15 protein-coding genes are annotated in these 26,688 nt (G+C 58.5%); 11 read left to right on the top strand and 4 right to left on the bottom strand.

Annotation, left to right across the window (positions count from 1 at the left end; all coding sequences use genetic code 11):
- The first annotated feature begins 302 nt into the window (after positions 1-302).
- Genes AC1DIH_RS14125 through AC1DIH_RS14115 form a run of 3 tightly spaced genes read left to right on the top strand, consistent with a single transcriptional unit; the run spans position 303 to position 3,127 of the window.
- Positions 303-1,421 carry a GGDEF domain-containing protein gene (locus AC1DIH_RS14125; protein ID WP_477772134.1) on the top strand — a complete coding sequence of 373 codons (1,119 nt, stop codon included), beginning with the start codon at positions 303-305 and terminating at the stop codon, positions 1,419-1,421.
- The gene (locus tag AC1DIH_RS14120) at positions 1,414-2,349 is read left to right on the top strand and encodes an iron-sulfur-binding ferredoxin reductase (RefSeq protein ID WP_477772133.1); all 936 of its coding nucleotides are present in this window, start codon (positions 1,414-1,416) and stop codon (positions 2,347-2,349) included. The genes AC1DIH_RS14125 and AC1DIH_RS14120 overlap by 8 nt, the downstream gene beginning before the upstream one ends.
- A gap of 28 nt (positions 2,350-2,377) precedes the next feature.
- On the top strand, positions 2,378-3,127 hold the full coding sequence (locus tag AC1DIH_RS14115) for an enoyl-CoA hydratase (RefSeq protein ID WP_477772132.1): 750 nt from the start codon (positions 2,378-2,380) through the stop codon (positions 3,125-3,127).
- A gap of 226 nt (positions 3,128-3,353) precedes the next feature.
- Here the strand turns inward: AC1DIH_RS14115 and AC1DIH_RS14110 are convergent, their stop codons facing one another.
- Positions 3,354-4,667, bottom strand: a complete 1,314-nt coding sequence (locus AC1DIH_RS14110; RefSeq protein WP_477772131.1) for a hypothetical protein — start codon at positions 4,665-4,667, stop codon at positions 3,354-3,356.
- Between the two features lie 525 nt (positions 4,668-5,192).
- On the bottom strand, positions 5,193-6,644 hold the full coding sequence (gene pyk, locus AC1DIH_RS14105; RefSeq protein WP_477772130.1) for a pyruvate kinase: 1,452 nt from the start codon (positions 6,642-6,644) through the stop codon (positions 5,193-5,195).
- 236 nt (positions 6,645-6,880) lie between these two features.
- Here pyk and AC1DIH_RS14100 point away from each other — a divergent pair, with 236 nt between their 5' ends.
- The 3 genes from AC1DIH_RS14100 to AC1DIH_RS14090 all read left to right on the top strand — a co-directional run bounded on the left by AC1DIH_RS14100 (position 6,881) and on the right by AC1DIH_RS14090 (position 8,410).
- Positions 6,881-7,177, top strand: a complete 297-nt coding sequence (locus tag AC1DIH_RS14100) for a hypothetical protein (protein WP_477772129.1) — start codon at positions 6,881-6,883, stop codon at positions 7,175-7,177.
- Positions 7,178-7,400: 223 nt separating this feature from the next.
- On the top strand, positions 7,401-7,784 hold the full coding sequence (locus tag AC1DIH_RS14095) for a tetratricopeptide repeat protein (protein WP_477772128.1): 384 nt from the start codon (positions 7,401-7,403) through the stop codon (positions 7,782-7,784).
- Positions 7,785-8,050: 266 nt separating this feature from the next.
- Entirely contained in the window at positions 8,051-8,410 is a 360-nt protein-coding gene (locus AC1DIH_RS14090) for a PilZ domain-containing protein (RefSeq protein ID WP_477772157.1), read from the top strand.
- Between the two features lie 279 nt (positions 8,411-8,689).
- Here the strand turns inward: AC1DIH_RS14090 and AC1DIH_RS14085 are convergent, their stop codons facing one another.
- Positions 8,690-9,079 (bottom strand): DUF6124 family protein, encoded by a 390-nt coding sequence (locus AC1DIH_RS14085; RefSeq protein ID WP_477772127.1) that lies wholly within the window; start codon positions 9,077-9,079, stop codon positions 8,690-8,692.
- A 464-nt stretch (positions 9,080-9,543) separates the two neighbouring features.
- Between AC1DIH_RS14085 and AC1DIH_RS14080 the strand changes: the two genes are divergently transcribed.
- The 5 genes from AC1DIH_RS14080 (at position 9,544) to AC1DIH_RS14060 (ending at position 25,340) form a co-directional block, all read left to right on the top strand.
- On the top strand, positions 9,544-12,669 hold the full coding sequence (locus AC1DIH_RS14080; RefSeq protein WP_477772126.1) for an Ig-like domain-containing protein: 3,126 nt from the start codon (positions 9,544-9,546) through the stop codon (positions 12,667-12,669).
- A 183-nt stretch (positions 12,670-12,852) separates the two neighbouring features.
- The gene (locus tag AC1DIH_RS14075) at positions 12,853-16,476 is read left to right on the top strand and encodes a Tc toxin subunit A (protein WP_477772125.1); all 3,624 of its coding nucleotides are present in this window, start codon (positions 12,853-12,855) and stop codon (positions 16,474-16,476) included.
- Between the two features lie 59 nt (positions 16,477-16,535).
- Positions 16,536-18,092: a neuraminidase-like domain-containing protein gene (locus AC1DIH_RS14070; RefSeq protein WP_477772124.1), complete on the top strand. Its 1,557-nt coding sequence runs from the start codon at positions 16,536-16,538 to the stop codon at positions 18,090-18,092.
- An 84-nt stretch (positions 18,093-18,176) separates the two neighbouring features.
- Positions 18,177-20,636 carry a Tc toxin subunit A-related protein gene (locus tag AC1DIH_RS14065; RefSeq protein WP_477772123.1) on the top strand — a complete coding sequence of 820 codons (2,460 nt, stop codon included), beginning with the start codon at positions 18,177-18,179 and terminating at the stop codon, positions 20,634-20,636.
- A gap of 60 nt (positions 20,637-20,696) precedes the next feature.
- Complete coding sequence (locus tag AC1DIH_RS14060; protein ID WP_477772122.1) at positions 20,697-25,340, top strand: Ig-like domain-containing protein; 4,644 nt, start codon at positions 20,697-20,699, stop codon at positions 25,338-25,340.
- Between the two features lie 4 nt (positions 25,341-25,344).
- Here AC1DIH_RS14060 and AC1DIH_RS14055 read toward each other — a convergent pair whose 3' ends face one another.
- A complete protein-coding gene (locus tag AC1DIH_RS14055; protein WP_477772121.1) occupies positions 25,345-26,676 on the bottom strand; it encodes a DUF58 domain-containing protein in 1,332 nt (443 codons plus the stop codon).
- Between the last annotated feature and the right edge of the window lie 12 nt (positions 26,677-26,688).

Here is a 26,688-nt window from a genome sequence, read left to right as displayed (position 1 = left end):
GGTCGGCTGCAAACACCTTTACAAGGCACGCCGGGGTTGCTGGCGCGACGCTAAAAAGGCGCGGCAGTATAACGCGCCTCGGGGCTGGGCACACCCGCCGGCAGTCAAACCAAAGTCGCATGCCACAACACCGACTTTCAGACGACAGGGCCGCTACAGATCGTGTGGCGGCTTTTGCCCCCTCACCAGAAGGGATCGATGTACTTTATCGCCCCAAAATTGAATGGTCATTCTTGAGGTGCAACACTAAAGTGGCATCCGGCATTCCAGGGTAGGACACTGTTATCAGCCCCCTTCGCACGGTGAGTCAACGATTKACCCATAACGCTATCCAGAGTCTGTTGCTCAAGCGCTTTATTCTGGCGACGGGCACCTATGCGCTGGCGATATTGCTGCTGTGGCTGGCGATACTCAGCGGTCACTATCAAGGGCCGGTGCGCAGTGCGGTGATTGGCACGCTGCTGGTGATACTCAGCCAGTCGGTGCTGTTCGCGGTGTTTTCCTCCGGGCGCAATCTGCGGTTTGCCGACCCGAGCCTGACCGAAGTTCAAGTGCTGCTGGGGCTGGGCTGGCAGACCTGGCTGGTCGCCCATCTGGACTCGGCTCGCGGCGCCTTCCTGGTGTTTTACCTGTTGATTCTGTTATTCGGCCTGTTCCATCTGCCGCGCCGGGCGTTCATCCGATGTGCGGCCTTGGTCTTTTTCAGCTTTGCGGGCCTTAACCTCTGGGAAGGCTATCACCTTGAACTGGTCGACCCGGCGCTGGCGGCGCTGCAAGTCTGCGTGTTGTTTATCGTGCTGGTCTGGCTGACGCTGTATGCCGGCTACGTTCAGACCTCACGCCAACGCATGCGCAAGCGGCGCTTTGCCTTGCAAGCGCATCAAGACACCTTGCGCGGGATGATGCGCCAACTCGAAGACCTGGCGGCCACCGACGAACTCACCGGGCTGTTCAACCGTCGGCATTTTCTACGCCTGGCCTCGCGCGAACTGCGCAGCATGGAAGAGGGCGCGGTGCATGGCCTGGCACTGATTKACCTCGACTATTTCAAACGCATCAACGACAGGTATGGCCATGCGGCTGGCGATCAGGTGTTGCAGGCGTTCGCCGGTGTTGCCATCGCCTGCCTGCGCGAAGACGATGTACTGGCGCGTTATGGCGGCGAGGAGTTTGTGTTGTTGCTACCCGATTGTGATCCCGAGCGCCTGACCTCCTGCTGCGAGCGGCTGCGCATTGCCTTTACCGAGGTCGAACTGGTCGGTCTGCCGGTGCAGGACCTGAGCCTGTCCGCCGGCATGACCTTGCTGGAGCAGGGCGGCGATCTGGATGGCGCCTTGCAGCGTGCCGATCAGGCGCTGTATCGCGCCAAGCGCGACGGTCGCAATCGCTGCGCTGCCGCTTGGGAAAACGCCGATGCCTGAACTAAGGGTGGGCGAACTTCAGTGGTCGGTGGCTGCGGGCAGCAACCTGCTCGACGCGCTGAACCAGAACGGCATGCACGTGCCTTACAGTTGCCGCGCCGGCAGTTGCCATGCGTGCCTGGTGCAGTGCCTCAAAGGCGAGGTGAGCGACCGACGTCCCGATGCGCTGAGCGCCGAGCAACGTGAGCGAGGTTGGCGGCTGGCCTGTCAGTGCGAGGTCGTCGATGACCTGCAGGTGGCGGTGTTCGATCCGCTGCGCGACGGCTTGCCGGCCACCGTTGAGGCTGCCGACTGGTTAAGCCCTAGCGTGTTGCGCCTGCGCTTGCAGCCCGAGCGTCCGTTGCGTTATCAGGCCGGGCAGCATCTGGTGCTGTGGGCCGGCAACGTAGCACGCCCGTATTCGCTGGCCAGCCTGCCGCAGGAAGATCGCTTTCTGGAGTTTCACCTCGACTGCCGCTTGCCGGGCGCATTCAGCGATGCGGCACGCTTGCTGAAAATCGGTGACCCGATCCGCCTGGGCGAGTTGCGCGGCGGTGCGCTGCATTACGACCCCGACTGGCAAACCCAACCGTTGTGGCTGCTGGCGGCCGGCACCGGATTGGCGCCGTTGTTCGGCGTGTTGCGCGAGGCGTTGCGCCAGGATCATCAAGGTCCCATCCGGGTGATTCACCTGGCCCGTGATGCCAGCGAGCATTACCTGGCCAAACCCTTGGTGGCGCTGGCGGCACAGCGTCCCACCCTGAGCGTCGAGCTGTTGACGGCGGCTGAGCTGACCGTGGCTTTGGCGCAATTGCGCCTTGTTTCCCGGCAAACCCTGGCCTTACTCTGCGGGCACCCCGACAGCGTCGACGCCTTTGCCCGGCGCCTGTACCTGGCAGGGCTGCCGCGCAATCAACTGCTGGCCGATGTCTTCGTGCCGCGGGGTTGAACGCGAAATCACTTTCACGAGACTCACCATGACGAACGCCATCCTGCTGGAACGTGAGCGCGGGCTGCTGACCTTGCGCCTCAACCGCCCGGACAAGAAAAACGCCCTGACCCGCGCCATGTACAGCCAGTTGGCGGACGCCTTGCTACAGGCCGACGCCGACCCCGCGATCAACGCCATACTGATCACCGGCACCCGTGAATGCTTTACCGCGGGTAACGACATTGCTGATTTCCTCGAGGAGCCGCCAAGCGACCTCGCAAGCCCGGTGTTCCAGTTCATGCGCAGCCTGCTGGAATGCCGCAAACCGGTGATCGCGGGCGTGGCTGGCGCTGCGGTGGGTATCGGCACCACCTTGCTGCTGCATTGCGACCTGGTGTACATCAGCGCGGATGCGAAGTTGCGCATGCCGTTCGTCAACCTCGGGCTGTGCCCGGAGTTTGGTTCCAGCCTGATCCTGCCGCGCTTGCTCGGGCAGGCCAAGGCCGCCGAACTGTTGCTGCTGGGCGAAGGTTTCAATGGTGAGCAGGCCGCCGCCTGGGGCATCGCGACCCAAGCGTTGCCCACGGGTGAGGCTGCACTGGCCAAGGCGCGCGAGATGGCATTGCGCTTCGAAACACTGGCGCCCGAAGCCGTGCGCATCAGCAAACAGCTGATGAAAGCCCCGGACCGCGAGCAACTGCGCACAGTGATCGAGGAGGAGGGCAACCTGTTTGTCCAGCGGCTGCGTTCGGCGGAAGCAATTGCGGCGTTGTCGGGGTTTATCAACAGATCCTGAATCGTTGTTGACTGGGCCGACGCTATCGCGAGCAGGGTTAAAGGTTGAATACAACATCTGTGAACACCACAGATCAATTGTGGGAGCGAGCCTGCTCGCGATAGCGGTAGCGCAGGCACCGAAACTGCCAGAGTGGAAACCAAAAAGCCCCGCCATTCACATGACGGGGCTTTTGCGTTTCAACGGTCGGTGACTCAGACCCTCTGGTCGCCAACGTGCAGGATCTTCATGCCGTTGGTGCCGCCGGGGTTGCGGGGTTCAGGAAGCGGGCAAGTAGCGCAGCAGGGCTGAGACCGTTTGCCCAATCGCCCACGACCAGCACCTTCCCGTCCTCTTGTAAGGTCATGCTCTGTGCGACGGTGTATTGGTTCTCGAATTCGGTGGCGATCCAGCCTTTCCCGTCGCCAAAGCCCTCATCCAGCGTGCCGTTTAGGTGATAGCGAACCACCACAAATGAAGGTCTACCGCTTTCCGGTGTCAATCTCCCGGACGCGATGATTTTCCCATCAAACAGTCCAACACCCAAAAAACTGACATGTTTTTCGAGGGATTGAAACAGCACCTTACCGCCATTGAATGTTGGTACAAGTTCACCTTGGTCGTTGAAGCAAGCCAGCACGCCCTGTGACGGAGACGACGCCCGACCGGCCGCAAGAACAGCGCCTTCGGAATACTGGACAAGCTTTCCGAGCGCGAGACTGGGATTCTCGAGCAGTTTGAAACCTTTGTCGGCGAAGGTGTGGTCGAAAGAACCATCCTCATTCACACGAGCCACCATGCCATGACCTGCCAGTGTTCCGCACACGGTGATTTTTCCGTTGTGCACCAAAATGTCCTCGATGGTGCTATTGCCCCAGTGTTGATTGGTAACGGCGACATAACCGGTGTTGTTGAAGGTGGTGTCAAACGAGCCGTCACTGTTGAGGCGGATCAGTAGCGCGACTTGGGCAATCCAGATCGGCATGTACATTCGCATGACCACATAGATTTTCCCATCCGCCACCGTGCAAGGCCCCGAGGCGTCCATGGTGGTGGTCGCCAGCGGTGTAAAATCCAGCCCAAGGTCTTTGGCAAGGTTTTCAGGCTGTTTGACCGTCAGCAGACCTTTCACGCCAAAACGCTCATCCACACGTCCGTCGAGATGAAGGCGAGCAAGCACAACGTCACCTGTTTTTGTATCGATACCGGACAGCAGGATTCTGGGTTCACCACCGATGGTGGGGAAAAGGATCTGGCGCAGATGGGCGTCTTGCATGGGGCCAGAAGGCACGACTACAAATCCATCCTTGCCGAACGCACTGTTTAAAGTGCCATTTTTGTACAGGCAGGCGACACCTGGCTTATGGAGGATGTCAAAGCCGTCGACACGGGCGTCGACGCCGCCGCCAACGTAGATCTTGCCCTTATATTCGGCAATACATTCGCCTGAAGTATCTCGTGCACCGGGAAAGCGCAGAATGACTTTACCGTCTTCATTCTCACCAAATCCCGGGTCTAGACCATCGGCGGCTCGAGCGGTCAACGCTGTGTACTGGCTCATCGTTCTATTCCTTTAATCGGAGAGGGTTATCCGTAGAAAACTGCCAATGACGAGCCGCAACAGCCAAGCGCGAGTAGCCTTGATGACAGCGAAAGCAGCAGTGGACGGAAACGATTAAAGGGGCTGAACGCAAGGGCGTCTACTGTCAAACCTGACAGGTGGGGTGTTGGCGTTGTGTTTTTATTCTTGATTGATGGCAGCGTCGGATCGTCAGCGGTTGTGCACAGTGATCGAGGAGGAGGGCAGCCTGTTTGTCCAGCGGCTGCGTTCGCCGGAAGCGATTGCGGTGTTGTCGGGGGGGTATCAACAGATCCTGAGTCTTTGTTGACTGGGCCGACGCTATCGCGAGCAGGCTCGCTCCCACAGTTGATCTGTGGTGTTCACAGATTGTGTATTCAACCTTTAACCCTGTGGGAGCGAGCCTGCTCGCGATAGCGGTAGCGCAGGCACCGCAACTGCCAGATTGGAAACCAAAAAGCCCCGCCATTCACATGGCGGGGCTTTTGCGTTTCAACGGGCGGTGACTCAGACCATCTTGTCGCCAACGTGCAGGATCTTCATGCCGTTGGTGCCACCGATGGTGTGGTAGCTGTCGCCCTTGGTCAGGATGACCCAGTCGCCTTTCTCGACCACACCGAGTTTGAGCAACTCGTCGATCGCAGCCTGGCTGACTTGTTCAGGCGGCAGCGATGCCGGGTCGAACGGTACGGTGTAGACGCCACGGAACATGGCCGCGCGGGCCTGGGTTTCGCGGTGCGGGGAGAACGCGTAGATCGGCACCGAGGAACGAATGCGCGACATGATCAACGGCGTGTAGCCACTTTCGGTCAAGGCGATGATCGCCTTCACGCCCGGGAAGTGGTTGGCCGTGTACATGGCGGCCAGGGCGATGCTCTGGTCGCAGCTTTCGAAGACTTTACCGATACGGTGGCTGGAGGTTTTGCTGGTCGGGTGCTTTTCAGCGCCGATGCAAATCCGCGCCATGGCCTGGACCGCTTCGAGCGGGTATTGGCCGGCGGCGCTTTCCGCCGAGAGCATCACGGCGTCGGTGTAGTCGAGCACGGCGTTGGCCACGTCGGACACTTCAGCGCGGGTCGGCATCGGGTTCAGGATCATCGACTCCATCATCTGGGTCGCGACGATCACCGCTTTGTTGTGACGGCGTGCGTGCAGGATGATCTTCTTCTGAATACCTACCAGCTCGGCGTCGCCGATTTCCACGCCGAGGTCACCACGGGCGACCATCACGGCGTCCGAGGCCTTGATCAGGCCGTCGAGGGTTTCGTCATCGGCCACGGCTTCGGCACGCTCGATCTTTGCCACCAGCCAGGCAGTACCGCCGGCTTCGTCGCGCAGTTGGCGGGCGTATTCCATGTCGGCGGCATCGCGCGGGAAAGACACCGCGAGGTAGTCGACTTCTATTTCGGCGGCGAGCTTGATGTCGGCCTTGTCTTTTTCAGTCAGGGCCGGAGCCGTCAGGCCGCCACCGCGACGGTTGATGCCTTTGTGGTCCGACAACGGGCCGCCGATGGTCACGGTGCAATGCAGTTCGGTGGCGGTGGCGGTATCGACGCGCATCACCACGCGACCGTCGTCGAGCAGCAACTCGTCGCCCACACCGCAATCCTTGACCAGGTCCGGGTAGTCGATGCCGACCACTTGCTGGTTGCCTTCGGTCAGCGGATGGCTGGTGGAGAAGGTGAATTGATCACCGATCTTCAGCTCGATCTTCTTGTTGGCGAATTTGGCGATACGGATTTTCGGGCCTTGCAGGTCACCCAGCAGGGCGACGAAGCGGCCGTGCTTGGCGGCGAGGTCACGCACCAGCTTGGCGCGAGCCTTGTGCTCGTCGGGGGTGCCGTGGGAGAAGTTCAAGCGGGCGACGTCCAGGCCAGCCAGAATCAGCTGTTCGAGAACTTCCGGCGAGTTACTGGCCGGGCCAAGGGTAGCGACGATTTTGGTACGACGGACGGACATGCAGAGACTCCTGAGTTCAAGCGCTGGCTGAGGCTACTATGGTCCGATGCTGTAGTCATTGTTCGTTTGCACTACTTTTCATTTGTTTCTTTAAACGAACAATCCTGAAGATTTCCCGGTGTGGTGGTGTGCACCGTTTGTCAGGACTGTCAGTTCTGTCAGGTAGGCAGGCATCTGAGGGGAGGCTGTAATGCTCCGGAACCTCGTCAAGGGTGACGAGGTATGGAGATGAAAATATGACCATGGAAAACAAAGATCTGCCTGTTCCTGACATTGACAGTCCGGCAGACACTGCGACAGCGAACAACAAAGTCAGTTTTTCCGGAACCGTGGCATACCAAGGAGAAGGGGACGTGACCATCTATAGAGACTTCACGCAAGAAGTCCTATTCGTAATCAAAGTGAAAAATGGCGTGTGGTCAGATACTTTGCTCAATGATCTGTCCAAAGGGCACCACTCGATTGCAGCAACGCTGACCCACGAGGGAGAGGAATCAGCGCGTTCACGACCCCGACTATTCAAGGTCGAATGAACGCGACACTCATTCGTTCCATAGCCCATTGAGCCCATGCGGTTCAGTGGGTATTTTTGTTTGTGCGGATCAGCGAGCGTGACACCTTCAGCCGTTTGTCCATTGGCTTAATCGTATTATCGTCATCCAGGATCTTGGTGGATTCCACTCGTTTGTATTCGCCACCTGATGACTGAAGAATTTGCGCACGGGGTCGATACAGAGCTCAAGACAGGAGATCCCCATGCGATTCATACCCATTGCCGCCCTTGCCCTCAGCGTCCTCAGCGCCACGGGCTGCACCCGTTGGTCGATGGACCATCATTTGAACAACGCCTACCGCGCTTATGACCGAGGCAATTGTGAGGACGCGATGCTCGAATTGTCCCAGGTCGATCGCAACAGCCGGGCGCGGCGTTATGTACAGCCGGAAGTGTCGATGCTGCGTGGCCAGTGCCTGGAACGTCAGAAGCTCTATGTCGATGCGGCCCAGACTTACCAGTTCATCATCGCCCAGTACCCGGACAACGAGTACGCGTACCGTGCCCGCGCACGCCTGGAAACCTTGCAGGCGCTGGGTTGGTATCCACCGCGCAGCAGCGCCAAAGCCATTCCCGCGCCTTTGTAATGCGGCGGGTCATTTGAAGCAAACCTTGAAGTACGCTGCAGGACTGCCCTGTAGCAGCAGAAAAATGTGTCGATACCCGGACATTTAAAGGCTGGGCGTGTGCCCGCCTTGAGCTAATCTTCGATTAACGTGTTTTAGAATGTTCAACCTAAACCATGTTGATACCTGTGACCGGCAACGGAATCGGGGAGAGCGCTCCTGTCTGGCAGGTACGTTCCGAAGTATGAGTACGACCCTGCTCAAGGGGCTTAATCGTGATAAACAGCCTGTTCACTGACCGCCGTATCGAGCGGCATCAACTGCCGTATTTTCTGAGAGTGTTCAACAGCATCACCGACAAGCCTGTCGGCTTTATCGGCAATGTCTCCGATGATGGCCTGATGCTGATTTGCCCATTACCGATGATGGTCGGCGCAGCGTTCGACCTGCGCCTGAAAATCCCCGCGAGCGAAGGTATTGTGCAGGTCATCGACTTGCGTGCCCATTGCCTGTGGTGTCGTGAAGACGTCACCCCCCACCATTACGACGCCGGTTTCGAGGTGCAACGCGCACCGCCTGAATACGGGCAACTGGTGAGTGCCTTGCACCAGTACTTCAGTTTTTACCCGGTGCCGGCTTCGGCCTGATCCTTCTACGCACCTTCACTGCCAGAAACACAGGCCCGTAGCTGCCGAGCCTGCGAGGCTGCGTTCGGACGCAGTCCTCGCCAACCCTGCGTACGTGGTTTTTCCAGAACAATCGCGCCGCCTGATTTCACGACTGCTTCGCAGCCGAACGCCGCCTCGCAGGCTCGACAGCTGCTACGGATGTACCTTGCGCCGAGTTTCAGGGTTTTGCGGGCGTGTATTGCGCCGTGTTTCAAGGGTTTGGGTGGAGGCCGGGAAGCCAGCCTCCACGCAAGACGCTTACAACTGCAACCCATACTCGATCGGCTGGATCGGGTACTCGTTATCCAGCGCCTTCTCCACCAGCAACAACCCGTGCTCGGTCAATTGATGGATCGCCAGCGCCAGGTTGCGGTGCTTGTCTTCCAGGTCGTCGGACAGGTCGAGGATCAACGTGCTCACCGAGCAGAACGTCTCGTAGGTGTAGGCCATCAAGGCTTCGTTGTTGATGTCGGGGAGCACGGCGAAGAACTTCAGCGAGCGCCGTTCATAGTCACGCGGGTTGCCGGTGCCGGGTTTGAGGTAGTGGTCCAGCGCCTTGTGTGCGGCGGCGTGGAGCTTTTTCGAGTCGAGGGAGTCGTAGGGGGAAACGTTGTCGTATTCGGGGGGGGGCGGTGTGGCTTTGAACATATTTATTACTCCGTGGTGGAGCTGCCACCGCCTCGCGACTAAACGAAGGGTGGCGGCTGAACGCAGGTTAGTCGACCGGACGGAGTACGAAAACCGGCGCGCCCGAGGGCGCCCTGCGTACAGCCACCATAACGTTCAGGGATAGGGAATACCTGAGCATTTGGCGTGCAGTACACCTTCGTACAACGTCCGAGCGACTAAACCCGATCGCTGATGGGCAGCGACACGAGAACAGTAGAAGCCAGGGCCAAGGTGCACAAGCCGGCGGATTCTGGCGGATGTGTAGGCTGCGGCGCAAGGTGATGTAGCCGCTGACTGAGGCGTTGAAAACACGGGGGAAGGCGAGGAAATCAACTATACCGTTCGTCAGAACTGTCAGTTTTTACAGGTAGTATGAATTCGGTTTTAAGGTTTCAAATGCCTTCAATGGAGTGGCAGCTATGCCCGCTTTGGAGCGCTGAATCATGTTGGATCAACCAGATCACCCGTATCAACCGGAAGAACCGGAAGAGCCGGAGGAAACAGATCAACCACGGCTCACTCATTTACCCTTCGTTACGCCAGGCGACAGTCACATGATTTCGCGTACCGGGGCGGAATTTTTGGCTCAAAAGTTTAACGATTCCAATGGCGGCGCTAACCTCGTCGATGTGCATTTCTACGATGGGAATAATGTTAACTACCACCAACAATCTATTCCTGGCCCCTCAAATCCTCTCCGGTTCGTGCCGAACGTTACTCTGCGGCCAGGAAACTGCTCCCTTCACTACAGGTTTCGAGTTGGTACTTGGTGGACCGTTTGGTACCGCACAGGATGGTTTGTTGCAGTAGAACCGCCGATTATTACAGATCCGCCCGTATCCAATAACGTTCTAACTTCCCCAACTCCCTTGATTAAAGGCTCAGGACAAGTTGGTTATCAGGTACAACTCATACGAGGCACTGACAATGCACCTCTGAGTGGTTCTGTCTCTGTGGGGCATTCTGGTGGTTGGGAGCTAAGGGTTACTACTCCGTTAGTAGGTCGAGAGCACACTATCTCGGTTTTGGAGACACTACCCGGCTATGGTGGGTCGGCCCGGGCGGCTAATCGAAATTTTGTTGTGTCATTGCCAGCACCACCAACAATTACTTCACCCAAAACGGGCGATGTGCTTCGAGAGCTTAGACCAACGGTCTCGGGGACTGGTTCTGACGGTGCGACGGTCACGGTATTTCGACAGGGTGGCACTGGTGGATCCTATGGTAGCGCTAGCGTCGTCAACGGCAAGTGGGACGTAAAGTTGACTCAAGACCTGCCCGAGGGTGGTTTTGTTTTTCATGCCCAAGGAACGCTTAGCGGGGGAGATCTAGGCTGGTCAAACCTGGTGACCGTCACCGTGCTGTATCCGGCTCCCAATGCTCCTACTATTACCGAACCTGGGCCAGGTACGGTACAAAATCAGACATTTACGATTTCAGGAGCGGGCGGTGCAACGGGCGCCACCGTCGAGATTCTTGATGACTTTGGCGGCCATACCGTGATCAACACCGGTCCAGTGAAGACTGGGGGACGCTGGGATGTCCCTGTCACTGTCCCGCCGGGAGCTAAGTCCCTTGTGGCAGAGCAATTTATTGGTGGCGGCGAACACTCCAGGCGCAGCGCCCCTCGCTTCTTCAGAATCCGTCCTGCCAAGTTGACAGGCGTCACCGTAACGGCACTCGACAATGAAGAAGTGAAACTCTCAGGAGCCGGTTACACCGGTGCCACGGTTGAGATCACAAAGATCAGTGGGCCGGGCGCAGCAGTTTTGCCCACTGTCGTAGTGAAAGACGGTTCATGGGCGGTGACTGCCAAGAACTGGGTGCCGGGCAACTATGTCTTGTTAGCGATACAAAAAGTTCCGGACAGTCCCAGTGGCTGGATCCCGTCGGAGGACTATCAGTTCACCGTTACCTGGGCACTGCCCATCCCGACTGAGGTGACCTACACGAAGGAGTACACGCCGACCTTCTCCGGGAAGGGTTATACAGGGGCTACAGTTCACATTGCTTTTCCTGGCGGTTCAGTCGTTGCACCGGAGGCCAGGGTTGTTAACGGCGCATGGTCGAGCAAGGCTTCACAAGTGTGGGGGCCGACGGATAAACGGCGGGTTGAACTGCAACAGCGTCTGAATGATCAAGCGTCCCCTGATTGGGTTGGAATCGAGGTAACGATCCCCCCCTTGGCACCCGACATCACGAGTATTGTCGATAGCGGATTGTCGCCAACCATCACAGGCACCTGCTGGCCTGGGGCCGTGGTCGAACTGACGTACAGCGGCAGCGCCACCAAGTATAAACCTACCGTCACGAACGGCACCTGGACCTATCGACGTGACGATCCCTTTGCACACGATGTCACTCATACGGTCACCGTGACCCAGACCGCCGCCTCGCAAACGTCGGAATCGGCAAGCAAGACATTCACTATCCCGCTCCCCCAACTGGTCATCACGTCACCTGTTCCAGGTCAAAACGAAGAGGTCAGCCGTGATCTGGTCGTTAAAGGTAACAATGGGGTGAAGGGCGCCACGGTGAAAATTCGGGACGCTCTATACAACCGGGATCTGGGCTCTTCGGGGCCTCTAAGCGCTGACGGCGCTTGGTTGGTGTCTCTTGATAAGCCACTGGATTTTGGTCCAAACAGCATTGACGCGATTCAGAGCAACAGCGTACGGGAGTCGGTGCCTAGCGAGGTGTGCACGTTCAAGGTGGTGGTGTTGCCGCCAACGTTCGAGGTGCCGCTGCCAGGAGGCGATCTACCGCGCATCTCGATCATTTCAGGTAAAGGCCTGCCCGATGCCCGGGTTTCGGTATGGCGCCAAGGTCATGACGTGCCTCTGCTTCGCGAAATTCTCGTTGACAAAGACGGTCACTGGGAAGGCCGGGTGGAGTTGTTTTTGGTCAGGGAAATAGTCATTTGGGCCACGCAAACCTTTGGTCAGCAGACGTCAGAAAAGAGCCCCCTGCTGACCTGTAACGTGGTGCCGAATGCGCCGGACATGGAAACCCCCGCCCCTGGCGAATTCGTACAGGACGAGGTCGTGTGTGCCGGGTTTGGTTATACGGACAATACAGGCGATATGGTCACGGTGGCGCTCGCCGATGAACCGCAAACGGTGCTGGGGCAAGCCCAGGTTCTTGCTGACCGGAGCTGGTCGATGCGGATCACGCTCGCCCGTCCGGGCGGCCTCCATAAATTGATCGCTGTGCAATCGCGCGATGGCTTCGCTTCTGCGCCGTCACCTGAACGGCTGATTCGCTTGGGCTCGTTTCAGCCACAGGTCAATGAGCCGGCTGAGGGCCGCTGGGTTACTGAGCCGATAGCGTGCGAAGGCGAAGGCCAGAACGGTGTGGGTGAGGTGGTTGCCTGGTTCAATCCAGAACTGAAACTGGCCGATGACATCCCGAGCACTGAGGCAGGTTGGAAGGCCACGATAAAAGAGAAGCTGAGGCCGGGTGGTCATCGGGTCTGCTTTCAGCAACGCCTTGAGGGGGGGACGGTGTTATCTCGCTGGGCCGAAAGCCCGCGCTTCGAGGTTGATCCGCCGAAGCCTCCGTCTGAGTAACCGCCTCCACGGCTTCCGACGAGCGGTCGGCTCTACTGTCAGTAATGACAGTAGACGCTGGCTTCACTCTGGCGCGAAATCCAACCAGTGAATTGAACCCCGCGACGCTCTCGTCAGGCTGTTCAGTGTCCTGTTATCCGTTCAAGGAGTTTCACCATGGCAGCCTCCCAGGATCGCCCCACTTTGCAACTGTTCAAGCAAGTGTTCAGTGAGGAAGAACAGCGCAAAAAGTATGGTGAGCTGAGTGCGTACCTCGGAAAAGGATCGATATTCCCTTTGGTGGAAAAGGGCATGGCGGGGCTGGTACGTGACTTCGGCTTGAGCCCGATTGACGCGCAAAACTTTCTGCGGTCTGCCAATGCCTTGGCAATCTATGTGCGACGGCAGTTTATCGAGCAGGCATTGACCGGCGATAAAGCAGAACCCATGAGACCGATGAGCGGGCTTTTATCATTGGTGACGGGGCCAAGTTTTGAAAACCTTTTTTATACCCGCTTCGATCAGTTATGCCCGCCTGATGCCCTGGAGTCTGTGACCTCGCCGGTTGCGTATCTGATTGAGCTGCTGATGTGGATCAGAGACCGTATCGAAGTGCATGGTGACGAACAAAAAATGCCGCTCATGGAACGGCGCACGGATCTGCCGCAGTTGCTCATCGATCACAATGCGGTGCATCAACCGCTGTCTTCGGTGGACATCACCGTCAGGGTGCTGGAACAGTTCATCAACTCCCACGGTCAGGCGGGCGGTGATATCGATGAGGCCCTGAGTCAGGCCCGTTATCCCAACGGGCTGCCCCATCATCAGAACTGGAAAACGATTGATTTTGTCGCCCGGCACAATGAGCTGTCGGTAGGGGCTGTGGTCCGTGTGGTCGATCGATCCTGTCCGTACTTTCTACAACCGAATGCGCTGGGCAGTGAAGGAGAGCGGGCTTTGCTCCATGCGTCTCGGTTGGATCCTTATCAGCGCGAGTTGTTGACTGAGAAACCGATTCCCGACGATGACTCCGAAGAGTCCAAAGATAAGCGCACGCGCTTCTATAGCCTGAATTTTGGCACCGTGGACGTTGAGTGGGGAAATCTTAACCAGGTGAAGTTTTTCTGTGAAAGAACAAAACTCGAAAGCTCGAATCTTGAGGCGCTGATATCGAATCGAAGTTTTGCTCCGGTGCGGTCTGCCAATGTTCCTCTGACGGGGGGCGAGGAGTTGCCTCCCAGCGGAGCACAATCAGGTTCGGTCTATCTCAATGCCGGTATATCGCCTGCCATCAGTATTGAGTTCAGAAGAACAAATGAAGCTCTTCACCGACTTATGAAATCCAGCCACACCCGATTCGACCGAATGAACCGCAAGCTGCGCCTGGACAACTGGCTAGGTCTGCCCAGCGAGCAAGTCGATTGCCTGCTCATGGCGGCAATCAATGCCGAAGTGACTCCCCGGGCGCTAGAGCCCGAGTGCTGGATATCAGAAAACACCCTGCAGGCCATCGGCCTGTTTCAAGAGTTACGCGAGCGCTATGGCTGTACCGCCGAGAACTTCGCGGTGTTTATCGACAAGCTGTCGATTTTCGGCCGTGGTGAAGAGCTGTCGCAGTTCGATCGCATTTTTAATGTTTCGGCGCATTTCCCCAGGCCGCTGCAACTCGATGGCCACGATTCTCCGGTGTTTCCGGCGCCGGGCGAGGACGCGTTAACCGTCAACCAACTCTGCAGTGGCCTGGAAATTGACCTGCATACCTACCGTCACCTGGCCCAGGCGATTGCCCAGGCCCATGGCCTTGAGAGCACGCTGAAATGCAACTCGGCGATCCTCTCGAGCTTTTACCGCATGGTGAAGCTGCCCCGGATGCTGGGTATCAGCCCGATGGAAGGCATTCTGTTGCTCCTGCTCCTGGGGGGCAACGACTGGCTCAATGCGCTGGCCGGCGTGCCCGAACTCAAGGCGAACAAACGCGAAGGCACACCGGATGCGCTGAACATCATCCAGGCCATGGAGGCCTGTGTTCGCTGGTGCGATGAGCGTGACCTGCCGGTGCTCTGGATGCTGCAACAGGCTTCGCAGGTTGTGGTACCGGCGGTGTCCTCGAGTGAGCAGCAGTTGTTCGAACAGCTGCGAAGTCTGCTGTCAGCGGCGCTGTTTTCCGACACTGCCTTACTGATGGCCGGTGTCCCGCCACTGGCCGGCGCAGCGGGCTGGCTGGATTTGCTGACTCGGCTGCTCGACAGCAACGGGCTGGTCCTTGTGCAGTCGGACGCGATTGAACTCGACTACCCGACATTTGCCCGCCGCCGGCTCGATGAAGCGGTGAGAGCCGGCATTGGCGAAGGCGATGAGGCTTCGCGCGCGTTGATTGTCGAAAACATGCTGGGCGTATTGCTGCAAGCCAGGGCAGGGCAGGTGTCGGTGGTCAAGGAGTGCCTGGCAGCCTATGCCGGTCTGAAGTCGGAACTGATGTTGCCGGTACTCGCCTGGGCGGGCGGGACGGTGTACCAAGTGCTCAAGTCTGCGCTTGATGGCACGATGCACGATGGCGGCACCGAAACCGGACGTCGGCGGCAAGCGGACGAAGGTAATCCGCTGCTCGCGCTATTGGCCGATGTGCGGCGACGCAGTGCTGTGGCGGTGAAGCTGGACCTCAGCGTAGCGCTGCTGGAGGACTACCTGGCCTACGGCTATGAAACCTGGCTGAGCCGCGACAACAAACATGAGTTCACGCTGAGTAGCCTGTATTACCTGACGGTGCTCAACCAGGCCTTTGCGTTGGGTCAGCAGCCGCCGGAAAAACTGCTTGATTACCTGCGTGAGGTCAACGCGCTGCCTGATCCCCTCTCCATTGATGCCCTGGCGCTGGCCCAGGAAACTGCGGCGATCAGGCTGGCGGTTTTTTTCGCCTGGAGCGTCCAGGAAGTGCGCGAGTGCGCAAGACGGGTCGACCCGGAAAAGATGCTGATCAAGAACCTGGCGCAGTTGGATCTGTTGATCCGCGTCCGTGAGCTGTCAGCACGCAGCGGCATGGATGCCCAGACGATTTTCCTGATGGGCATGCTCCCGGCAAAAATCGACAAACCGGCTTACGCACTGGCTGCCGAACATGCACTGCTCAGCCTGAATACCCCGCCCGCGCGACTGATTCCCAATGAAGATGAAGCCCTGGAGCACATGGTCAAGCTTACCTGCGAGGTGGATCGTACGGTGCTGGTGGCCAATAAGCCGGGGGAAAAAGCCATCTTCAAAGTGACCGTCAAGAACCATGCAGGCAAGGGCTTGAACGGGGTCACCGTGTATTGGAATACCTCACTGGGCAGTATCAAGCAGAACAATACCGGGATAGATGGAGTGTCGACCGTCGAGTTTATTCCGGGCAACGTCATGGGCACGGAAACGCCACGTTTCTGGCTGGACCAGCATCCAAAACAGCAAGCGCCGAGCGTGGTGATCGGTGCCGATAAAACCACGATGAGATTTCCGGGACCGCTCAAGTCCCAGGTGCCAGATGGCGTAGTGCCGGCTGGTGGGGAAGTCGAGCTGTATGCCGTGATGCAGGACGGTTATCGCAATTGGGGTATTGGCATGCCAGTGAAGTGGAGCAGTGAGGCCAAGTCTGATCCTGGGAGCATCATGCCTTTCTTGATTATCCGGCCAGCCGAGGGGGTGACCAATCAGGAGGGGATCACGCGAGTTTTCGTCTCCAGTCCCACAGGCGGGACATTCGAGGTCGGCGTTACCAGCCCGGACAGCTCTGAAACAGCGATTTTTGAGTCTATTACCTTCGCCGGTCCTACTTCCGTTAAAGAGGATGCCTGACGATCAGACGCCCGCTGCATGACCACGTACAACTTGGTGAGACCTCAGGAGCAAGGGTTATGGAAAACAACAAGATCGCCGCACTGCTCGAACAGCGTCGTACGGCATTGGTCGAGTATTGCATCGGGCAGGTCAAAAAGGGCTTGCCTCCTGATGTTGACAGCAAGTTCCACTTCCTGAAAAGACCGGTGGACCTGCTCGAACTCCTGCGCATGGACCCGCTGGACAGTTATCCGGTGCAGAGCTCCCTGGTTTCCAATGCCATCAGTAGTGCCCAGGACTACATTCATGCGGCGTATCGCAAGCTGGAACCGGGGTATTCAGATTACGAATTCGATAAACGGGATCTGCAAACCTGGGAGCTCTACAACAACTACCCGGACTGGGCGGCGTTGATGATGATTGCCCTGTACCCGGAAAACTACATCAACCCCTATGTACGCCAGCGCAAGACCAGCCTGTTCAAAGCCCTTGAGAACAATCTGAACCAGACGCGCCTGAGCACTGATTCCGTGCAGGTGGCCTTGAAGGAATACCTGCAAGAATTCGAACAGACCTGCAACCTGGAGGTGATCAGTTGCTATATGGACGGCACCTCGCTCACAGCGCCCCTTACCTCCACGAGAGCGGATTATTACTGTGTTGCCCGGCAGCGGATTCAGCCTTTTCAGTATTTTTGGCGCAAGGCCGAGGTTGAACTGACGCCCAGTTGCCGGGCGATCAACCCTGCCGCGTGGGGTGAATGGCAGCCGGTCGAGATTCCCGTAGGGGGGGAGGTGCTGGATATACGGGCGGTGTTCTGGGGCGGGCGTTTGTGTCTGGTCTGGGCGCAGTTGCACCCTAAGGTGGTCAATGGCGATGACGTGTCCTTGCCGCAAAAGCTGAACATCAACCTGGCGTTCATGGCCCAGAACGGTCATTGGTCGGCACCGTTTTCCTTGCTTGACCGGGAACAGGGCGGCGACTTGTCGAAGGGGGCTCGGCTGATCGCTACGGTATTGGTCGACAAGCAGCACCCCAAAGGCAAGTTGGGGGTGTTGTTGACTAACCGTAGTCGTCAGGGGGGGGCGGCTCCCGCGAACCCTATCGATGTGTACCTGGCACGTGATGTCCTGTTCCGTGAAATCGCTGAAAATGGGCACTGGCTGGATCCATTGGCAGACCATCGCTTTGTCGATTCAGGCATCGTGCAGCATCCGATCCTGCAACAAAATCTTTCGACTGTTGACGAGTCCATCGAAGCCACCGGTGGCCTGACCGATTACTACTCCTTGCAAACCGTTGTTTTGCGTGTTGCCACGCAGGATGTTCTTCTGGTCAGAGGCCTTTGCGCGGTGAAACCGGGTGCTGTAGGAAGTGATAAGAACTTCGATTTGACGTTACTCAACGGGGCGGGGGGAGACCCCGGACCAACCAAAGGGACCTTCTCCAGCGCGGGTGGCTGGCGTACCAGCTGGATTGCCGTTCACCGGCAGGCGGGTGGATTTGTGAGCCCCGTCAGCTTTACATTCGGTGGATCTACCGCAACTGATGGGCTCGGGCGCAAAAAATATGTAGTGACAGTGGGTGCGGCCGCCTCTTTTGTCCCACCGTCACTGGACAAGACCAACGCCTAGGGCGCGCAATTCCTCACCCTCACCCTCACCCTCACCCTCAACCTGCCTGAACCGTACCTCAAACAGGTGCGTCTGAACTCGTTGATGGGTCCCGAACTGGTGCAGCGCGCCAATATTTCGGTCGATGCCGTGCTGGATTGGGAAACCCAGCATCTGAAAGAACCGGACCCGGCCGCAGGTTCCATTGACGAGCCGAACGGCCCGTTCGATGGCGCCAACGGGCTGTTCTTCTGGGAGCTGTTTTTCCATCTGCCGCATCTGGTGGCGTCACGGTTGAGCGCTGAAAACCGCTTTGCGGAGGCGCAACAATGGCTGCATTACCTGTTCGCCCCGCAGGCCCCGGCAGATTCCGAAACCACGCCACCCAAGCCCCTTTATTGGCGCTGCCGGCCCTTGACGGGGCCCGGCAACCTGGGTTGTGAAGCCGAGGCCCCGACCGACCCGGATGCGATCGGTTATTCGGCCCCTCGGCATTTTCAGAGGGTGGCGTTCACCGAGTATGTCAATAACCTGATCGCCTGGGGTGACTGGTATTACCGCCAACTCACCCGTGACAGCCTGGTGGCGGCCAGGTTGTACTACGTGCAGGCCGAGTCCTTGATGGGGAAGGCCCCTACGGCAAGGACCGTCAACCGCTGGCAGTCGAAAACCGTCGAACAATTGATGACCMATACCGACGTTCGGCCTGCGCTGGAACAGTTCGAAGAAAACCTCGCGTTCACCCTCGCGGATGTGCCGGCCGGGGCTAAGCAGGCACCTGCACTCGGGATGCTCGGTATCGAAGGTTTTGAATTACCGATCAACGAGCAATTGCTCGAACTGTTCGAGGTGCCCGGCATGCGCCTGAGTAACCTGCGCAACAACCTCACGATCGATGGCAAAACACTGGATATTCCGCTCTTCAGCCCGCCGACGGACCCCAAACGGTTGCTGCAGGATCTGGCGGCTGGCGGCGCTGGTTCGCCACGGCCGATGGGCGGGCAGGTGCAGGTCGTGGCGTTCCGTTGGCGGGTCATGTTCGAAGCCGCGTTGCGTGCCGTGCAGACGCTGCAGGATTACGGTGTCCAGATACTGCGCCTGCTCGAACAGCGTGATCGGGCTGAAATGGAAGAGTTGCAGCGCAGTCATCTGGTGGACCTGGGGGCGTACGCCCAGACCTTGCAGGAGCAAATCATCAAGCAAATGGACGCGAGTGTGACCGCGTTGGAGCAGAGCAAGGCGGTGGCGACTGAGCGGGCTGTTGCGTATGAGGCCAAGGTTGTGAGCAATGTGAGTGATGCGGAATATAAGGTGATGGATATGCTCTATCTGTCGAAAACCTACACGCTGGCAGGTGCGATAAGCGAGGGTGTCGGAGCTGCTGTCAAGGCAACTGTTCCAATCGGATTCGGTGTGGAAAGCGTCGGTGATTTGGCAAAAGTCGTCGGCGTCGTCTCTAAACTCATGGCTTCCGGTGTGGCATTGGATGCCGAGAAAATGGCCACCACTGAAACCTACCGCCGTCGTCGCGGCGAATGGCAACTGCAAGGTCAACAGGCGCGAGCTGAAGAGCGCGCACTTACCGAGCAAATCACTGCGCAAAATCATGCCGTCGAAGCCGCCAGGGCCAACCTGCGGCAAACCCTGCAGGCCAATGCCCAGGCACTGACGCTCTACACCTTCATCAAAAAACGCGCGACCAATGCCGAGTTGTTCGGCTGGCTGCTGGGTCAACTCAAGGCCTTGCATTATCAGGCCTATGACGCGGTCGTCAGTCTGTGCATGAGCGCGCAGGCGTCGCTGAGCTTTGAGACCGGTGATTACGACTCGCAGATTCCCCTGCCACAGGTCTGGCTGGACGAGCGCCACGGCCTTACGGCGGGCGAACACCTGAAGGTTCACTTGCTGCGCATGGAGCGCGAATACCTGCATCGCCATGAGCGACGTCAGGAGTTGGTCAAGACGATTTCCCTGCGGCAATTGTTCAATGACACCGTGGGGCCGCAAGTGGGCTTCGTTGATTGGGCGTCGGCACTGGATGCGCTGCAAAAGACCGGCAGCCTGGAGTTCAGGTTCACGCAACTGCTCTTCGATCGCGACCATCCCGGTCATTACTGTCGGCAGATCAGCACGGTAGAAGTCGATATCCCTGCGTTGACAGGACCTTACGAAAATATAAAAGCCACGTTGTTGCAGGTCAGCAGCATCACCGCCACCAAGGCCTCGACCCGTTCGGTGGAATACCTGCATAAACCCGCAAACGCGGTGGCCCCGGCGGATGTGCGGTTCAACCTGCGCAGCGGCCAGCAAATCACTTTGTCGGTAGGCGTGGGGGACACCGGTATGGCCACGGTGAAACCCGATGAAGGCTTGCTCAACCCCTTCGAATGCACGGGGGCGGTATCGCACTGGACGCTGCACTTCCCGTGGCCACTCAAGGAGCCGCAGAAATCCATGCTGGCCTCGCTGACCGACATCATCGTGCGCATTCGTTACACCGCCAAGGTGGGCGACCCGACATTCACCCGAAAAGTCGAGGAGCTGGTCAAGCGTGTCGATCCATAGCGTGCGGATCGAACGCTGATACGCACCGGCTAAACAGAACAGGGACAGGAGTAAGCCGTCATGAGTGAACCAGTCATCCAGGCCAATGCGAGCCTGGTGCTCAATGGTGATTTTCGCGAAGGGTATTCTTCTTGGGAAAGTGTCCAGCCCACTCCCGGGTGGGTCAATCGGGTAAGAGTCAGCTATCAGGGCGAAGAGATTTATTGTCTGACGGTCGGGAATGAGGCGTCGGTCAGTCAGATTATCGAGGCGCCAAAGGACCTTCGTGCTGATGCTCGTTACTTCATCGGCTTTCTCTGCGAATCGTGGCATGACAAAGCTGGCAGGGTGGAAATCGGCATTGAAGGGAACCCGGAACCTGCGCAGGTGATCCCGCTTCCTCCAGGCCATGGCCAGGTGAACAAGACGCCTCGTGCTGATGGGCAACCGATGGCCTTCGAGCCTGTCAAGTACGAGGTCGAGCTGACGCTGCCGCTCAAGAGACACGACAAGGTTCGTGTCAGCGTGTTCAGCCCACGAGATGATGACTTTGGGAAGATCATCTACATCACCCGGATCTACATCCACCTGCATCTGGGGCCCTTGGCGTTGCAGCAGTTGACGTTTGACGGCACGCCGCAGTCGCCAGATCGTCCGTTGTACCTGTGTCTGGGGGCGACCGGGGATTGTGCTCACAGTCTTGGTGTTGAGCCTGCTGCGGAGAATGCCTGGCTGAATACTCATGCCTCCTTGACCAGTGAGGATAATCCGCAGGGCGCCGTGGTGACGACGCCGGCGCTTGGCATCGACCATCCACTCGATTTGCCGTGGGGGGTTGATTGCCCGGAGGTCGAAGGCGACGGGCCTCATGAGTTTTCGTTCAACCTGCTGAACCAGTACACCGCCGATGCTTACCCGATCCAGGCTTCGCTTGGGCATCACCGGCTGGAGTTCGGTGAGGTGCTGGAGGCGGCCTATTATCCGGTTTTCGAGTACGAACAGAGTGTTCGGCTGGGCGTTAAAGTGGTGTCGTATTACACCGCGCAAGCGTTGGCCGGGCGGGAAGTGACCTGGAGTGTCAATGGTGAACGGCAGGGGGTAGCCCTCCTCACCGATGAAGAAGGGTGGGTTTACTTCAACCACACACCGACTGCTGCTGGTAAGTTCATCATCACGGCATCGGTGGCGAGTCTGTACTACCCCAGCGGTGTGTTCACTCAATCGTTTGACGTTCTGGTGCTGGCGACCGATCCCTGGAAAGACGTCATGGCCGTTGTTGACGGCAAGCCTACCCCTTGGGACGAGAAGATCGGTTACCCCAATCGCGGCAGCCAATACCCGGTGACGCTGAAACTGCCTGCCGACAGTCCGTTGCTGGGTACCCAGCTGTGGTTGTCCTGGGAAGGCGACTCGTCTCCTGCCGAGTTGGGGGTGACGGTGAGTCCCGAGCTCAACGAACGGGTGCTGGTCACCGTCACCGAACTGCTCTGGATGCTGACCTGCGGTGACGACCTCGACGGCAAGTTCGAGCTGCTGCTGGGCTGCTCGAAGCTGTTGCTCCCTTCGCGTAAAAAACCAATGTCGCTGGCGCGCAACGTGGTCGAGATCGGAGCGGTGCGAACGTTCAACACGTCCCCGGTGGTGGACGAGGGGGGGCGTGCGCTGCTGATGGTGCAGGTGTTGCACGTCCTCGCCAGCGGCCCCGGTGATCCGGTGGTCAAGGCTCTGGTTGAGTGGGAGGGGCCCAATGGCACGGTGTCCACTATCACGGGGGCAGGTGGTTGGGCCAGTGTTTCAGATGAGCCGGAAAATGCAGATCCTTACGCCGTCACCGCGAAGGTCCGGGCACACGCGGACATGTCGCCGATTGAGCGTCAGTTTGATGTGACGCCAGTGGCGAGCAGTTCCTGGAACGGGAAAGCGGAGTTTCATCTGGATGGCGCGTCAGTGGATTTGGCCAGAGTTGGCATCGTCTGCCTGCGGGGCGAGTCGCCTACCTTTCGCGTGACACCGATGCCAGGTAGCCCGGTGGCCGGCAAACCCATGACCTTGACTCGGTCTACCGAGAGCCCAGACCTGGGGCTAACCATCGGGCCGCCGACCGCCACGCCGGAAGGTGGTTGGGAATGGCGGTTGAGCTCTGTGTTTGGTTCCAGCCGCAGCAGTTTGTTCGAGTTTTCTCTGAAGAGCGATGCGTTACCTGAAGCACGGGTGCTGTCCGGGCGTTTACTGTCCAGCGATCTGGCCGATGAAGCGAGCGTGCTGTTCGATCAGGTATCGGCAACGCAGGGTAACCAGACACTCTTCCCGTGCCTGGGCGCTCTTCATCATTTCAACTTTCTGGTTAATGCCCTGAGCCCGCTGATCGGGCTGGATGTAATGCTGACGTGGTCGGGCACGCCGGCCGACGAACTGGGCGCAAGCGTTACCCCTGCGTTGCACCTGCCTCAGGTGATCAGCGCCGGGGGCGCGCCCTGGGCGTTGGACTTCACCGTCAGTCAGAACAACGGTCAGTTTGCACTGGCGCTGGAGCTGCCTCAGCTCAAGCTGACCTCCACGGTCAATGAGATGCAACTGGGGCATAACAAAGTCAGGATCGAGGCGCTGCACGAAGCGGCCGTGGACCCGGTCGTCGGGCAGGATCGTGCCTGGCAGTGGGTGCAGGTGATCTCCAGTTTCACCCGGCAGCCGGTAGCGCAGGTGCCTGTGACGTGGACGGCGGGTGCTTCGAGCAAGGTGGAAACCGATGAACATGGGTTGTCCGGCTATGGCTTGCTGCCGACGGCCGCGCAACCGCATAACGTCGAGGTACTCGTCGCTAGCCCTTATGACGGTTATGAGGACAAGCGCACCATGACGGTCAACGTGCTGCCAAGCGATCCGTGGAAGGGGCTTGTCGTTCGGTTTGATCGGCAACCCGACCAGCCTTGGGGTACCAAAACGTATTTCCCGCGCCGCAAAGGCGAGCACCGTATCGACCTGCAGGTGGACGCGGACAGCGCGCTGCGTGACCAAGAGCTGACGCTTGGGTTGACCGGGACCGGCCCTGCTGCACTTGGCCTGAAGTTCTCGTCGGCCCTCGGTGTGCCGCAGCGGTTTAGTGAGGGGAAATTAAGCTACACGCTCAAATGTGATGATCTGAAGGACGGGAGCTTTGCGCTGCGCCTGGCGGCGTCGAGGTTGCAGAACCTGTCACCGGCCAATCCCATGTCGTTGGGGACTGGTTCGCAGGTGCTGAAAATCATCGGGAACAACCGCGTTCATCAAACGCTCGACTGGGAACAGGTGCTTCATGAACAGGTCACGGTGGTGTCTGCCATAAGCGGTAAAGCAATGGCCGGTTGGACCGTGACCTGGCGCAGTCCCGATCTGGGTGTGGTTAAAACGCTGACCGACTTCTATGGCGTGGCAAGGATCAGCTTCAAACCGTTCACCGCAGGAGCCGGTGAGCTGACGGCAACGGTCGGGGATGAGGTTCACTCGGACTCCGTATCCCTGGCCTTTACGCTGAACGAGCCACGCGAGATCCTTGAACTCATTGAGGTCAATACTGTTGAAAAAGGTGTGGCTGAGGAGTCAGAGGCTCATGCGCAGGCAACGATTGTTTCCAGCCATACCGGAAAGCCGCTGGAAGGCGTCGAGGTCATGTGGGACTTCTCGGGGCGAGTGTTGACGTCCTCAATCACCGACAAGGATGGCATTGCAACGTTGACCTTCGCGCTGACTGCAGGAGGTAACGGAGTGCTGACGGCTACGGTCAGAGGCGGTGTGGGTGGCTGGGACACGGCACTGTTGGTGTATGGCGGGCTGGTTCCGGTCATCGAGTCGTTGACCAGTTCTAAACCGAGTATTCAACTGGGGCAAGAAACCGATGCTGTGGTGACAGTGGTTTCCCGTGCCGATGGACAGCCTGTTGGGGGGATAGGAGTCCGGTGGGCGTTTGCGCGATTGACCTTGCCGCCAACCGCAACCGAGGCGGATGGAACATCGCGGATAACCTTCACACCGCCGGAGTTGGGGGCGCATTCGCTGACGGCGACGGTAGGTTTTGATGTCAGCAAGTCGTTGGTTTACACCGTCGTGACCCCTCACGAGATAACCGAAATGAAGGTATCCAGATCGGTGGCAGCTCTTGACTCGGACTTGACCGCAGATGCTCATGTACAAGGTGCGCCACAGGGGACCGAGGTGCTCTGGAAATTTACCGGGTTGCCGGACACCAAATCGTTAACCAATGCCGAGGGGTGGGCAACGAAGACGTTCACCCCGACACAGGTGCCCGACAGTCATTTTGCTGTGGTGAGTGCTACGGTGAATGTGGGAGCGGGGAATGAGTTGACGCTATCGAAAAAAGTCTGGGTTTTTTCATCGTATGAGCTTATCTGGGTGAATCACAAACCTGTCTTGCTCCCCCACCTGCTTGTGAAAATGCAGCAGAATTTGGACATTGCAATAGGGATAGCCCCGACTGACAAGCATAAGGGCAAAGAGTTTGCAATTTTTAGCGCTCGGCCGGAGGTTACATTTACGCCTCCGGCGGGTGAGTTCCAAAAAGTGGACGACCGTTTTAACTGGACAGTGAACATTCAGGTTCCGGTGGGAGAGGAGTTTGCAGTTGTGATCACCTCCAGGGACTCAACCTTCGTGGGCGGCGTGAGATGTCAAGTGGCCGCGCAAACCCGTGAGTCTGACCCAGACGTTATCATCGAGCCCGACAAGCACTAAAGCACTAAAGCACTCCGGCTTTTTTCCAGCTCAAATACCGCGTCACCAACTCCGCGCCCAGTTCACTGGGCCGCACGTCCAGCACTGGCACTCCATGAGCACTCAACCGCTCATGGAGTTCGGCTCTGGCGTTCAAGTAGTCCACCGTGCCGCAATAGGCGAGCGCTTCGTCCAGGGTTTGCACCGGTGTTTGGCGCACCGTGTCGAGTACCTCTTCGCGCAAACTGGCGACCAGTACGCGATGCTGTTTGCCCAGGCGTTTGACGGCGCTCAGTAGTTCTTCATCGTCTTCATCACGCAGGTTGGTGATCAGCACCACCAGCGCCCGACGTTTCTGCCGGGCCAGCAATTGGCTGGCGGCGGCCTGGTAGTCGGCCGGGCGTTGGCTGCTGTCGAGGTCATAAACAGTGTTGAGCAACACGTTGAGCTGGCCGGTGCCTTTGACCGGGGCGAGGTGGCGCGGGTGTTCGTTGGCGAAAGTACTCAGGCCGACGGCGTCACCCTGACGTAACGCCACGTAGCTGAGCAGCAGGCAGGCGTTGAGCGCATGGTCGAAATGCGCCAGTTCTCCGTCCTGGCTGCGCATGTGACGGCCGCAATCGAGCAGGAAGATGATTTGCTGGTCGCGCTCGTCCTGATACTCCCGGGCAATCGGTGTGCGTTGGCGGGCGGTGGCTTTCCAGTCGATCTGGCGCAGGCTGTCGCCTTCGCGAAATTCGCGCAGTTGATGAAACTCCAGACCCAGCCCGCGCCGTTGCCGCTGGCGCACGCCGAGCTGGCTCAGCCAGTTGTCGACGGCCAACAACTGCGCGCCGTACAGGCGGGCGAAATCCGGGTAGACGCGGGTGCTGTCGGTGACGTTCAGGTAGCGTCGGGCGGACCATAAGCCGAAGGGGCTGGGCAGGTTGATTTCGCAGCGCTCGAAGCTGAAATGGCCGCGCCGCAGAGGACGCAGGCGATAGCTGATCAGGCTGTGCTGGCCAGGTTGCAGCTCGACCGATTGCGGCAGGTGTTCGAAACTCAGGCCGTCGGGGACGTGGTCGAACAGTTGCACGTTCAGTGGTTGCGAATAGTCGTGCGCAATCTCCACATGGACTTCACTCCAGCGTCCGAGCGCGAGGCTGCCGGGCATCTGACGTTGCACGCGGGGCGACGGCAGACGCATGAGCCGGACGGCATCGAGCAACGCCAGCAATAGAAGCGCCAGCAGCAAGCCCCAGTTGATCGACAACAGGCTCGGTGCAACGCTGAGACCCAGCGCCCTGAAAGTGCCGAGCACGATGCTCAGGCCCAGCAGGGCTGCGAGCCAGATCAGCAAAAGGCGGGTGGGTTTCATCGATTCAGCCGA

It is taken from the genome of Pseudomonas sp. 05N36, assembly GCF_056397385.1.
The sequence above is the reverse complement of the archived record's forward strand: the minus strand, read 5'-3'. Positions and strand labels throughout refer to the sequence as shown.

Coding starts and splice junctions, on each gene's coding strand:
- AC1DIH_RS14085 (WP_477772127.1), bottom strand. CDS start 9,079: ATGTTCAAAGCCACACCGCCCCCCCCCGAATACGACAACGTTTCCCCC.
- AC1DIH_RS14120 (WP_477772133.1), top strand. CDS start 1,414: ATGCCTGAACTAAGGGTGGGCGAACTTCAGTGGTCGGTGGCTGCGGGC.
- pyk (WP_477772130.1), bottom strand. CDS start 6,644: ATGTCCGTCCGTCGTACCAAAATCGTCGCTACCCTTGGCCCGGCCAGT.
- AC1DIH_RS14055 (WP_477772121.1), bottom strand. CDS start 26,676: ATGAAACCCACCCGCCTTTTGCTGATCTGGCTCGCAGCCCTGCTGGGC.
- AC1DIH_RS14115 (WP_477772132.1), top strand. CDS start 2,378: ATGACGAACGCCATCCTGCTGGAACGTGAGCGCGGGCTGCTGACCTTG.
- AC1DIH_RS14110 (WP_477772131.1), bottom strand. CDS start 4,667: ATGAGCCAGTACACAGCGTTGACCGCTCGAGCCGCCGATGGTCTAGAC.
- AC1DIH_RS14080 (WP_477772126.1), top strand. CDS start 9,544: ATGTTGGATCAACCAGATCACCCGTATCAACCGGAAGAACCGGAAGAG.
- AC1DIH_RS14095 (WP_477772128.1), top strand. CDS start 7,401: ATGCGATTCATACCCATTGCCGCCCTTGCCCTCAGCGTCCTCAGCGCC.
- AC1DIH_RS14100 (WP_477772129.1), top strand. CDS start 6,881: ATGACCATGGAAAACAAAGATCTGCCTGTTCCTGACATTGACAGTCCG.
- AC1DIH_RS14070 (WP_477772124.1), top strand. CDS start 16,536: ATGGAAAACAACAAGATCGCCGCACTGCTCGAACAGCGTCGTACGGCA.
- AC1DIH_RS14060 (WP_477772122.1), top strand. CDS start 20,697: ATGAGTGAACCAGTCATCCAGGCCAATGCGAGCCTGGTGCTCAATGGT.